The organism is Pseudomonas sp. MDT2-39-1 (genome assembly GCF_054898085.1).
The window spans coordinates 6,211,523-6,223,704 of the sequence record NZ_CM142716.1; the positions used below are offsets into that span (position 1 = coordinate 6,211,523).

The window sequence follows — 12,182 nt, forward strand, 5'->3', positions numbered from 1 at the left end:
AACACCAACACGTGGGCATCAGCTACTGTCAGATCTGACAGGTAAAAGGCAGTAAACCCCTGAAAAAGTTGCCGTTGGTCGTATTCCTCCATCATTAAAGGGTGATCACACGTCAGCTTTGTCGTACGCCGGTGGCTGGCATCTGCCATGATTGATTTCCGCAGCACCGCTTCAACCAAAGGAACACCGCAATGGACGACGTACAGCAACTGGGTGAGATGCTTCGCCACTACGCAGAAAGCGAAGCGCACAAGAAGCAAGTGTTTGAGTCGCAATCAGCCGTGTGGACGACGCGTATCGGTGAACTGTTCGATCAGATCCAGCAGTGGCTGGAACCGGTCCAGGCGCCGAATCTGCTGGAGGTGAGTCGCGAGGCGTATGTCGCTTCAGGGCCGAGCGTTCCGGTCGAGACGTCGACGTTCAAGACCGAGAAACTGGGCATTGTCATCGCCGGTAAACCGGTGGAGTTTGTGCCGGATGTGATGGGTGTCGGTGGTCAGATTTCGTTGGCGGTGATGGGGTTGACGGCAGCGCGCTATGGCAGCATTTCGCTGGTGTGCCTGCCACCGTCGACCAACTGGCAATGGCGCAAGACCAATGGGTTGAAGGACCCGGATACGTTTGCGTTCGATGCAAACTTCCTGGCGCAGCAGTTGCAGAGTCTTATTCCCCGCGAACGTGGCTGAATCCACCGAGCCTGGTACAGAACCCTGTGGGAGTGAGCCTGCTCGCGATGGCGGTGGAACAGCCAACATAAATGTTGAATGCTAAACCGCAATCGCGAGCAGACTCACTCCTACATTGGTTTGGTGTGTGTCAGATTTCGAGGTTGCCCCAACCGGGTTTGGCTTCTTCCGGCGCCACTGCTTTTACGGTCTTCCCGGTCGCCAGCTCCACCCGCCGCGCCACCTCAGGGTCATCGGCAAACGGCATCAGGCTGGCATCTTCCAGACTCTCAGCCGTCTGATGTTTCAAGCAATACTCGATCGCCAGCCAAAACCCCACGACTCCAAACAGATTCAGCACAATCTCGGTCATCTTTAGCTCCTCGCCTCAGGCAATCTGCGCTTCAAGTTCGGCCATCGCCACGTCCGAAACCCGCACGGTGCGCCAGGTGTTGTACGCCATCAGCAACATCCCGCTGAGGAAGAACACGCCGCCGGCAAAGCGCACCACGAACCCCGGATGGCTGGCCTGCAACGCCTCGACGAACGAATAGGTCAGTGTGCCGTCGTTGTTGATTGCACGCCACATCAACCCTTGGGTGATGCCGTTGACCCACATCGAGGCGATGTACAACACCGTGCCGATGGTCGCCAGCCAGAAGTGCAGGTTGATCAGCGGCGTGCTGAACATCTGCTCGCGACCGAAGACTTTCGGGACCATGTGGTAGATGGCGCCAAACGTGATCATCGCTACCCAACCGAGGGCGCCGGCATGCACGTGGCCGATGGTCCAGTCGGTGTAGTGGGAGAGGGCGTTCACCGTTTTGATCGCCATCATCGGCCCTTCGAACGTCGACATCCCGTAGAAGGCCAGCGACAGCACCAAAAAGCGCAGGATCGGGTCGGTGCGCAACTTATGCCAGGCCCCGGAGAGCGTCATCATCCCGTTGATCATCCCGCCCCAGCTCGGCGCCAGCAGGATCAGCGACATCGCCATCCCCAGTGACTGCGCCCAGTCCGGCAACGCGGTGTAGTGCAAGTGGTGCGGGCCAGCCCAGATGTACAGGGTGATCAGCGCCCAGAAATGCACGATCGATAGACGATAGGAATACACCGGTCGCCCGACTTGTTTTGGTACGAAGTAATACATCATCCCCAGGAATCCGGTGGTCAGGAAAAAGCCTACGGCGTTGTGCCCGTACCACCACTGGACCATCGCGTCGGTGGCACCGGAATACACCGGGTAGGACTTGAACCAGTCCACCGGAATCGACAGGTGATTGACCACGTGCAGCATCGCGATGACCACGATGAAGGCGCCGAAGAACCAGTTGCCGACATAGATATGTTTGGTTTTGCGTTGCACCACGGTGGTGAAGAACACGATGGCGTAAGCGACCCACACCACGGTCATCCACACCGCGCCGGAGAATTCGATCTCGGCATATTCCTTGGTGGTGGTGTAGCCCAGCGGCAGGGTGATCAGCATCACCACAATCACCGACTGCCAGCCCCAGAAAGTAAACGCGGCGAGTTTGTCGGAGTACAGCCGCACCTGACACGTGCGCTGCACCGCGTAGTAGCTGGCAGCGAATTGCGCGCTGCCGGCAAAGCCGAAAATCACCAGGCTGGTGTGCAGCGGGCGCAAGCGGCCGAAGGTGGTCCACGGCAGGTCGAGGTTCATCTCGGGCCACACCAGCTGAGAGGCAATCCATACCCCCATCGCCATTCCCACGACACCCCATACGATGGTTGCCACGACGAATTGGCGGACGACCTTGTAGTTATAGGCCTGTCCGATTGTTGCTGTGCTCATGGTCAATGCTTCCACGGTTGCAAAGTCTTGCCAGGCCACCCGGACTGGCATGCCGTCAACTGTAGAAACCCTGTCGGAAACAAAACAGACTCAGAAAAACCGAGTTTATGCGGATCAGATGCAAGGCATGCCTGCTGTGATCTGACGCGCTCTGATATGGTTTTTTAGTATTCAGGTGAATCTGTAACGCACTGCGCTGCAGGTTCATAGTCGACACCTCAAACGAGCCACAGAGCCCGAGCGCACCACATTCCCTGTGGGAGCGGGCTTGCTCGCGAAGGCGGTGGCACAGTCAGCAGTGATGTCGCCTGACACAACGCTTTCGCGAGCAAGCCCGCTCCCACAGGTTCAATGCCAGACCCTGATGAGGTAGCCACATGTATCAGTACGATGACTATGACCGGGCCCTGGTCTTCGAACGCGTTGCGCAGTTTCGCGATCAGGTCGAGCGTTTCATGACGGGCGAGTTGAGTGAAGAAGAGTTCCTGCCGCTGCGTTTGCAGAACGGCCTGTACATGCAAAAGCACGCCTACATGCTGCGTGTGGCGATCCCTTACGGGACCCTGAGCGCAAGGCAAATGCGTACGCTGGCGAGCATCGCCCGGGACTATGATCGCGGATATGGCCACTTCACCACCCGGCAGAACATGCAGTTCAACTGGATCGAACTGGCGCAGGTGCCGGACATTCTCGAACGGCTGGCCCAGGTCGAGATGCACGCAATCCAGACCTCCGGCAACTGCGTGCGTAACATCACCACCGAAGCGTTTGCCGGTGTGGCGGCGGACGAGCTGATGGACCCACGACCGCTGGCCGAGATCCTGCGCCAGTGGTCGACCATCAACCCGGAGTTCCTGTTCCTGCCGCGCAAGTTCAAGATCGCCATCTGCTCGGCGGAGCAGGACCGCGCCGCCATTATGATGCATGACATCGGGCTCTACCTTTATCGCGATGACAGTGGGCAGATGCTGTTGCGGGTCATCGTTGGCGGTGGGCTGGGGCGCACGCCGATACTTGGCCTGCAGATCCGCGAGGGCTTGCCGTGGCAGCATTTGCTGTCCTACGTCGAGGCGGTGCTGCGGGTCTACAACCGCCACGGTCGACGCGACAACAAATACAAGGCGCGGATCAAGATTCTGGTCAAGGCCTTGGGCATCCAAGCCTTCGCCAAGGAAGTGGAGGAGGAATGGCAGTACCTCAAGGACGGCCCGGCGCAGTTGACCGACGTCGAGTATGAGCGTGTCGCCAGTGCCTTCGTGTCCCCCGACTACCGTTCACTGTCCGACACTGACCTGGATTTCGGCACACACCTGGCCGAGAACCCAGCCTTCGCGCGTTGGGTCACGCGCAACGTCCAGCCGCACAAGGTCGCGGGTTACACCAGCGTCGTGCTGTCGACCAAACCGGGCTTCGACTCACCGCCGGGGGACGTGACGACCGAGCAGATGACGGCCGTGGCCGAGTGGTCCGAGCAGTTCGGCTTCGGCGAGATTCGCATCGCCCATGAACAGAACATCGTGCTGCCGGACGTGCCCAAGGCTGATCTCTATACGCTGTGGTGCCTGGCCTGCGAGCAAGGACTGGGCTGCGCCAATATCGGTTTGCTGACTGACATCATCGCGTGCCCCGGCGGCGATTTCTGCGCGCTGGCCAACGCCAAATCGATCCCGATTGCCCAAGCGATCCAAGGCCGTTTCGAGGACCTGGATTACCTCCACGACCTGGGCGACATCAGCCTGAACATCTCCGGCTGCATGAACGCCTGCGGTCACCACCACATCGGCAACATCGGCATTCTGGGGGTCGATAAGAACGGCAGCGAGTGGTACCAGATCACCCTCGGCGGCAGCCAGGGCAAGAGCAGCGCCCTGGGCAAGGTCATCGGCCCGTCCTTCAGCGCCGCCGAAGTGCCCGAGGTAATCGAGCGGATCATCGCTACGTTCGTCAGTTACCGCGAGAGCGAAGAACTGTTCGTCGACACTCTGCAACGCATCGGTCTTGAGCCATTCAAGGAGAAGGTTTATCCGAAGGTGCTGGAGGTCTCGGCATGAACAATCTGCTTCGACTGGAGGAAAGTGTGGCGCGAATTGTAGCTGACGATCCGTGGGTAATGGTCCGGGAACTGGAGGGTGAGTTACCGGCCGGGCCGCTGATATTGCCGTTGAGTCGCTGGCTTCTGGAGCCGGCGCAGCATGCGGTATGGCTGGGGCCGGATGATGAAGTGGAAAGCCTCAAGCCGTGGTTTGACTCATTGCCGCTGATTGCGCTGGATTTCCCGAGTTTTCGCGACGGTCGCGGTTACAGCCAGGCGTACCTGCTGCGCACTCGATCGGGCTGGACGGGAGAGTTGCGCGCGGTCGGTGATGTGCTGCGCGATCAGCTCAGCCACATGCGCCAATGCGGTTTCGACAGCTTTGCGGTGCGCGAAGACAAATCCGCTGAGGACGCGCTGAAGGGACTGGCCGGGATGAGCGTGTTGTACGGGCGTTCGGTGATTGAACCGCGGCCGTTGTTCAGAAGACGCTGACACACAAGCTCCAACACTGCTTTTTTTGTAGCAGCTGCCGAGCTTGCGAGGCAGCGTTCGGCGACGAAGTCGTCGTGAAATCAAGCGATGCGGTTTACAGGAAAACCGCGTTTGCAGGGTTTACGACGACTTCGTCGCCGAACGCAGCCTCGCAAGCTCGACAGCTGCTACAGGCTTGCTCTTGTGTTTTTGCTTGGGGCGCTGATGGCATTTTGGTAGAGTCCGCGCCTCATCAGGGAGTTGGCAAAGAAAGGAGTCTGGTTTGAGCGTGGGCAAAAAGATGTTGGGGCTGATTGCGCTGTTGCTGATTGTGGCGCTGTGGGCCAGTTATTTTTATGTGTTCAAGGAAAATCGCGACGGCCAGTTGGGCGGAGCCTTCGACAGTACGGCCTGGTGCGGCACGCCACCGGCCAGCGATGCTGCTGCGCTGGGCAAGGATCAACTGACGCTGCGCATCACCAACACGGTGCGCGGCGAGTTCATGCTCAGCGGTGCCGTGGTGGTGTCCGAACGCACCTTCAACCGCTACGACCTGGGCCGCAACGAACTGCGCCTGCGTCTGGAACCCTTGCAGTGGTCGTTCGGTGTCACGCCGATTTTCCTTGAACAGGTCAAGATCCAGCCGCTGAGCCGCAACCTCGCGTCGGCCAGCAAAAGCGCCTACGCCGAACTCGAGCCACGACCCATCGGGGTGCAGGGCCGGGCCACCGATTTCCCCTTCGATACCTACCGCTATGGCTACAAACCGGTGCTGTACTACCTCAAGGGCAACGAGCGTATCGACCTGAGGTTCAAAAACATCACCACGCTGATGGAGATGTCGAACACCTTCACGCCGATCCAGAAGTACAACCGCGTCGACTACATCAACGAACGCAACTCGATGGTCCGCGATGAAGACTACAAGGCCTATGGCGCCCACGAGTGCGCGTTCAGCGTCGAGCGCAAAGGCTCGTTCAAGGTGATCGTGCTGCTGTTGCTACTGGTGTTGTGCCTGCCGTTGCTACACGTGTTTTACCGCGATGAACCGGGGATCGATTTTCTTGCCACGCTGGTGAGTATCGGCGCGATCCGGGTCTTGCTGGTGGGGCCGGTGAAGGACTTCCAGCTGTACACCATCGACTTTCTGTTCGCCGGGGTGATTATCCTGGTGGGCACGGTGTCGCTGATCAAGGCGATGCGGGCGAACAGTCGGCGGGAACTGGCGTTGAAGAGTGGTTCTTCGTGGTGATGCTGATCTGAGACCGTGGTGACGCCTTCGCGGGCAAGCCACGCTCCCACAAGGATTGCGCAGAACCTGTAGGAGCGTGGCTTGCCCGCGAAGGGGCCATTTGATCAGACCCCAATCATTTCAACGCCGGATCGCCCATGTTCATTTTCTTCCAGCCTTGCAACAGCACCTGCGCTTTCGGTTCCTGTCCGTTATCCAGGTAGTACTGGATCAGCGACAACCGCGCATTGCGATTGGCCGGCTGCACTTTCAACAAGCGCTCCAGCTCTTCGCAAGCCTCATCGACTTTGCCGCTGTCATGCAATGCCACGGCCAGCACGTAGCCGTATTGGGCATTCTGCGGTTCCAGTTGCGCGGCTTTGCGCAGGGCCTGCATGGCTTGGGCTGATTTGCCCGCGCGCACCAGCGACAAACCGTGGGTGTGTTGCAACAGGGCGGCGTCCGGGTGTTCTTTCAGGCCCTGCGCCAACAGCGTCTGCGCCTCTGGACCGCGTCCATTGGCTTCCAGCCATTGCACCAGTGTCACCAGCGCCGGGTAGAACTCCGGATCACGCTTGAGGGCGGTGCGCAGCAAAGATTCGACCTCGCCGTTGCGCCCGCTGGCCTGATAGAGCATCGCCAGGTTGAGGTTGGCCTCGGCGCGCTCGGCCAGGCTCATTTGCACCGCTTCGTACTCGGCAATCGCCGCATTCCAGTTCGCCTGGGCGTTGCCCAATCCATTGCGGGCCACGCTCAGCAGATCCCGGGCCGCAACGATCCGCACAGCCTTCACCGGATCACCCAGCAACGGCGTCAGCAGCGGCGCACGCTCCGGTGGCGGCAGGAACGCGCTGATCGCCCGCACCGCGCTTTCACGCACTTGCGGTGCCGGGTGGCTCAGGTCTTTGGTTGCAAGTTTCAAGGACTGCTCGCTCGGGTACAGCGGCAACTCTGCCAGCAAGGTTGCACGCTGAATCGCCGGCAGGTTGCTGCGCTGCAGCTGCTCGTACAAGGCTTGCGCGGCGCCGGGCTGGCCGTTGCGGATCAGCCACAGGCTTTCGTCATAGCGAGGCGCCTGCAAGGGAGTGGCGGTGTTCCACAGCTTGAATTGCTCGGTGACCTTGTCGCCGGCCTTGCCCTGGTGACAGGTCAGGCAGGCGTCCGGTGTGCCAAGCTTTTTCGCCCGCTGCGGGTTGGGAATGCCGAAGCTGTGGTCATGCCGGAAGTCGTTGCCCATGTAGAACTTGCCGGGCATGTGGCAATCCACGCATTGGGAGCCCGGCTGGCCGATGGTGTGGCGGGTGTGTTCGATGGAATCGTAATTTTTCGCTTGCAAACCCTTGCCGTCGACGCCTGCCACCGAGGTCTTGCCGGCGGTGTTGTGGCATTGCAGGCAAACGCCGTTGCCCGGGGCCTTGAGTTCGGTGCTATGGGGGTTGTGGCAGTTGCTGCAACGCACGCCCTTGTCGAACATTTTGCTTTGGGCGAAGGAGCCGTGCTCGAACACTTCATCCTTGATCTTGCCGTCCAGCGCATACAACTCGCGGGTCAAGGGGCTCGGCAGGTAATCGTCCATCAAGCGCTTGCCAACGGTGAAGCCGTCGTCCAGCGGTGCGCGGCGTGAATGGCAGCGGGCACAGGTTTCGATTTCGACGGTGGTGTCCTTGTCCTTGAGGTCGACTGCAAAACCGGCATGGATCAGATCGCCTTTTTTCGCCGTCCATTCCAGGTGATTGGACGCGGGACCGTGGCAGGCCTGACAACCGACACCGAGGCTGTTCCATTGACTGTCGAAGGTGTTTTTTGCCGCATCGAAATTGCGCTTGTAGCCGGTGGTGTGGCACTCGACGCACATGAAGTTGGCGTTCTGGCTCGGCTTGCTCCAGTGCAGCGGATTCTTGAAGTTCACCCGTTGGCCCGGATAGAGGTGGAACCAGCGGTTTTTCTCGGTATCCCAGGCCACGCCCAGCGCTTGCAAACGACCTTCACCGACCTCGATCAGGTATTGCTGCAACGGCGCGATGCCAAAGGTGTAGGCCACTCTGAAGTCGGCATTCTTGCCGTCAATACCGGGGGTGTTGACCCAGAACCCGTCGTCCTTGCGCGAGAAACGCGTGGTTTCGTTTTCCGCCTTGAACGTGACGTTATTGAAGTCGCCCAGCATGGTCTCGGCGTTGGCTTCCTGCATTGCCAGTTGGTGATGGGAGCCTTGCCAGTCCTTCATCTGTTCGCTGTGGCAGCCCTGGCATTGTTGCTCGTCAACCATCTTCGCCGATGCCACGGCGACCGGTTGCGGTTTGGCCGGGTGAACGGTCGGAGTGCTGACGGGCACGGTTTTGAGCGGCGCTGGCGTGCTGCTGAACAGAAACCAGCCAATCGCCGCCACGGCCACCAGCAATACGCCGATGGTGACGGGAAACAGGTAACGGTGAATCAGGGGCGGTGGCGAATCAGGGTTTGGGGTTGCTGCTTTATTTTTATGGTTCGGCATTGCGACTTCCGTAGTCCAGGTGCGTTTGCCGTCAGGCGCGCGTTCAAGCTCGGTGCAGCTTTGCCGGATGATCCGCGTCTGTCAAATGGCGCGACGGGCGAAGCCGCTGCCCGAGATGAATATTGTGCTTTTTGATAACAAAACGCCGTGTGTTGGCTATAACTGTAATTCCCGTATGCAATACCGTTGTCGGCCTTCTGACAGGAGTTACAGCATGAAGCTAGCGTTAATGATGGGCACGTTGTGCATTGCCTCGCTCGGGGTGGTGGGGTGTGCCAGCAAGGTCGTTGAGCCGGACCAGTATTCAGGCTTCCTCAAGGACTACAGCCAGCTCAAGGAAGCCAAGTCGCCATCGGGCGCGACGGTGATGCGCTGGATCGATCCCAAGCTCGACACCCGTAAATACACCAGTGTCTACATTGAGCCGACCCAGCTCTTTCCCAAGCCGCAACCGACTGTGAAAATCCCCCAGGCCACCCTCAACGGCATCACCGGTTACTACGACCAAGCGCTGAAGCGTGAAATTGGTAAATCCTTGCCTCTGGCCGCAGGTCCCGGCCCGGGCGTGATTGTGGTGCGTGCCGCGATTACGGCAGTCAGTAGCAAGACAGAAGGGCTGAAGCCTTATGAGGTGATCCCGATTGCGCTGGTGGCCGCAGCGGTCAGCACGGCCAGCGGTATTCGCGACCAGGAGACCGATCTGGCCACCGAAGCGGTGTTCCTCGATGGCGGCGACAATCACGTTTTAGCCCAGGTCGTGCGCAAGGGCACCGGCAAGCCGCTGGAAAATGAGTCTCAGGTGATGAAGGCTGATGACGTGAAAGGCGTGATCGATGGCTGGGCGTCGGATTTGCATCAGTCGTATCTGAAGCTTAAATCCAAGTGATGCAGTAAGGCTGATGGCCTCTTCGCGGGCAAGCCTCGCTCCTACGGTATTGAGTCGTTCGTCAATTTTATGAACGACCTGATCCTGTAGGAGCGAGGCTTGCCCGCGAAGGCGGCCTCAAAAACAACACATCTCTCAATACTCAACCCGGGCCAACCGGTTGTAATGACTGATCAGCGAATCATACCCACGCGTCACCGCATAAAAGTCATCACTCAATCGCTGTGGTTCAGCCTTGTTCTGCCAGTCCTTGTGCAGAGCATTCAAGGCATCCAGATACTTCTGCGTCGGCCTGGCAATGTGCGACCAGAGATAATCGGGTACTTCGTTGCGTTTTTGCGTTTCCGGCAATTGACGTTGGCTGAACTGCTGCCGGTAATCCCAGGCCAATTGCAGTTCAGCGGTGGTTTTCGCCAGTGCCTGCGGCGTCAGGGTTCGATTTTTCACGCCCTCGGTGACAAGGTTCAGCGTGTCTCTGGCCTGGATCATGTAAGCCAGCAAATACCAGTGAATGTCCTTGCCCAGACGTGCTTCGATCAGATTGAGTTGTGCCCGCCGTTGTTCAAGGTCCAGCGATTCAACGTGCTGTCTCAGCACTGTTGACGCCGTGAGGTAGTCCTCGGCCCTGGCTCTGAATTGATCGGCAAAGGCGGGCAGCACCTCACTGATGGCGGTCGAAAAACGCGCCTGTCGGTAAAAGGTGATTTGCTGCGTAAGGGGCGTCACTTGCTGTAATGCCTGCGCGTAGGCATCGGCTTTCAACACCTGCGGTGGGTCGTATTCCAGCAGTTTGAGTTTTTCGCTGATTTTCGGCGAACAGATATCCCTTTGGATGCCGGGCGCATCACTGGCACCGTTGTCGTCGAAATCATGCTGGTTGGCGATCCAGTCTCGCACCGGTTCCGCAGGTTGCTTCGGCGATTTGTACAGTTCGTAAGCCACCCGCCAATGCACGTCGACCCGGTTGATGCAGTCGATCACCGGGCTCAGGGCATTGGCCTGCGCGGTGAGCGGTGCGTCGTGTTGATCCAGCCACAAGTCGATGCGGGCGACTAATCTCGAAGAGCCGGCCAGCCCCATCAGGATCAGCATCACAATGGTCGCCACCGGGAACAGCCATTTCGGGTTCATGGCTGTTTCTCCTGGCCGTACCACTGCTCAACGGTGGCCGGTGCGGTGCATTCGCTGGCGGTGACCGGCATGCGGCTGCACAAGCGTTCGGTCCACTGTTGCAGGCCTTGGTTGCGGTTGACCGTACCTTGGCTTGAGATCACTTTGAACACGCCGAGTATTAATACCAGCACCAAAATGCCCGCGCCCATCAGGCAGCGTTTGAGCAAGGGGCTGGCGTGTTGCCAGGAAACGTGCGGGTTGACCTCCCGGCGGCGTATCAGTCCGACACCCGTCAGTGTGGTGATGTAAACGATGCTGCCGACCACGCCGTACACTTTGCCAATGCCCACCGCCATCGCAATGCAGGGAATCAAGTCGCGTAGCACTCCAAACGACAGGGGCATGAGCGAGGGCGAAAGGCGCACACTCAATCGATCGTCCAGCAACCAAAAGCGATGGGCGACGTGCCCCGTCAGCCAGTCGAGTACCCAACCGGCGACCGCGAATATCACTGACCAGAACACAGCGACGCCGATCAATCCGCCCAGACGCGTGCCCAACGGCGCGAATTGAATAAAGGAGCCGACCAGACAGGCGAGGACAATCCCCAGGTACATCGGCCAACTGTCGTAGCTGTATTCCCAGTCACGCCAAAAGAACGGTGTGCCGCCCGGCAGGTCTGCGCAGATGTCCGGGTGGTTGGCGTACAACGCAGAACTCAGCTTGCGGCATTGCACCCAATCGTCTTCGCGCAAACGTCGGGCGAGGGCGCGGCGCTGACTGAACGTGCCTGGTGCCAGCAGCAAGTGGGCGGCGCGATGCTCCGGCGTCGCGGCAGGTTGCGTGGCCAGCAGCAGTTGCCGGGCCAGAAAAATCGGCGCTTCACGGCGCTCCGCCAAACGCTGGCGCTGCTGCAACAATTGTTCGATCAGCTCTTCGTCCAGTTCCAGTCGCTGCCAGAGACTGAACCAGTGAAACGTTTCCATCGCCCATTCGAGCAGTGGTTCAGACGTCTCGAAGTGTTCGACGCAATGCCTGAGCACCGCATCTTCCATCACATCGACCGCGCCATGCTCAACGGCGATGGCATGACGTCGTTCGAGCTCGACACGGCTGACACCGTCCAGTGAACGGGTGACCAGTTGCAGCGTGTCGACTTCAACGACCGACAGCCCGGTCATGTCCCACGAGGTATCGTCGCCCGAGTTCTCCTCGCGCAAATGCTCCCATTCTTTGATGCTCAGCGCGTGTTCATATGCCTCACGCAGACGCTGAAACCCCTCGGGGTCTTCATCCGGGCGCGTCTGTTTGAGCAGGGTTGCGTATTGGCGTTTGATACTGCGCGTATCGGCATCGGCCGGGAGGCCAAGGATGGTCCAGCAACTCATTGCGTGTGCAACTCCATGAAAACCCGCGACGCGACAACTCCATGAAACCGGGGGGATGGTGGCAGTTTGATTGTGCGCACCCTACC

Annotated in this window: 10 protein-coding genes; 5 read left to right on the plus strand and 5 right to left on the minus strand. The window is 59.3% G+C overall.

Going from position 1 to position 12,182, the window contains the following annotated elements; genetic code table 11:
* The first annotated feature begins 191 nt into the window (after positions 1-191).
* On the plus strand, positions 192-686 hold the full coding sequence (locus ACYZTM_RS28815; protein WP_461986043.1) for a hypothetical protein: 495 nt from the start codon (positions 192-194) through the stop codon (positions 684-686).
* 130 nt (positions 687-816) lie between these two features.
* Here ACYZTM_RS28815 and ACYZTM_RS28820 read toward each other — a convergent pair whose 3' ends face one another.
* Together ACYZTM_RS28820 and ccoN are read right to left on the minus strand one after the other, a co-directional pair.
* Positions 817-1,038, minus strand: coding sequence for a cbb3-type cytochrome c oxidase subunit 3 (locus ACYZTM_RS28820; RefSeq protein ID WP_131062897.1), 222 nt, complete (start codon positions 1,036-1,038; stop codon positions 817-819).
* Between the two features lie 15 nt (positions 1,039-1,053).
* Positions 1,054-2,481, minus strand: coding sequence for a cytochrome-c oxidase, cbb3-type subunit I (gene ccoN / locus ACYZTM_RS28825; protein ID WP_131062898.1), 1,428 nt, complete (start codon positions 2,479-2,481; stop codon positions 1,054-1,056).
* Positions 2,482-2,858: 377 nt separating this feature from the next.
* On the opposite strand from ccoN, the gene ACYZTM_RS28830 reads away from it, so the two are divergent.
* From ACYZTM_RS28830 to ACYZTM_RS28840, 3 genes are all read left to right on the plus strand, one after another.
* The gene (locus ACYZTM_RS28830; RefSeq protein WP_131062899.1) at positions 2,859-4,532 is read left to right on the plus strand and encodes a nitrite/sulfite reductase; all 1,674 of its coding nucleotides are present in this window, start codon (positions 2,859-2,861) and stop codon (positions 4,530-4,532) included.
* Positions 4,529-5,008, plus strand: coding sequence for a DUF934 domain-containing protein (locus ACYZTM_RS28835; RefSeq protein WP_461986046.1), 480 nt, complete (start codon positions 4,529-4,531; stop codon positions 5,006-5,008). The genes ACYZTM_RS28830 and ACYZTM_RS28835 overlap by 4 nt, the downstream gene beginning before the upstream one ends.
* 262 nt (positions 5,009-5,270) lie before the next feature.
* Complete coding sequence (locus ACYZTM_RS28840; protein ID WP_461986047.1) at positions 5,271-6,239, plus strand: hypothetical protein; 969 nt, start codon at positions 5,271-5,273, stop codon at positions 6,237-6,239.
* A gap of 115 nt (positions 6,240-6,354) precedes the next feature.
* Here ACYZTM_RS28840 and ACYZTM_RS28845 read toward each other — a convergent pair whose 3' ends face one another.
* Positions 6,355-8,709: a tetratricopeptide repeat protein gene (locus tag ACYZTM_RS28845; protein WP_461986049.1), complete on the minus strand. Its 2,355-nt coding sequence runs from the start codon at positions 8,707-8,709 to the stop codon at positions 6,355-6,357.
* Positions 8,710-8,923: 214 nt separating this feature from the next.
* Between ACYZTM_RS28845 and ACYZTM_RS28850 the strand changes: the two genes are divergently transcribed.
* Positions 8,924-9,595 carry a DUF3313 domain-containing protein gene (locus tag ACYZTM_RS28850; RefSeq protein ID WP_461986051.1) on the plus strand — a complete coding sequence of 224 codons (672 nt, stop codon included), beginning with the start codon at positions 8,924-8,926 and terminating at the stop codon, positions 9,593-9,595.
* Between the two features lie 135 nt (positions 9,596-9,730).
* On the opposite strand, the gene ACYZTM_RS28855 is transcribed toward ACYZTM_RS28850, so the two are convergent.
* Together ACYZTM_RS28855 and ACYZTM_RS28860 are read right to left on the minus strand one after the other, a co-directional pair.
* The gene (locus ACYZTM_RS28855) at positions 9,731-10,726 is read right to left on the minus strand and encodes a DUF3829 domain-containing protein (RefSeq protein WP_131061927.1); all 996 of its coding nucleotides are present in this window, start codon (positions 10,724-10,726) and stop codon (positions 9,731-9,733) included.
* Positions 10,723-12,096 (minus strand): J domain-containing protein, encoded by a 1,374-nt coding sequence (locus tag ACYZTM_RS28860; protein WP_461986054.1) that lies wholly within the window; start codon positions 12,094-12,096, stop codon positions 10,723-10,725. Before ACYZTM_RS28860 ends, ACYZTM_RS28855 begins: the two co-directional genes overlap by 4 nt.
* Positions 12,097-12,182 lie beyond the last annotated feature (86 nt).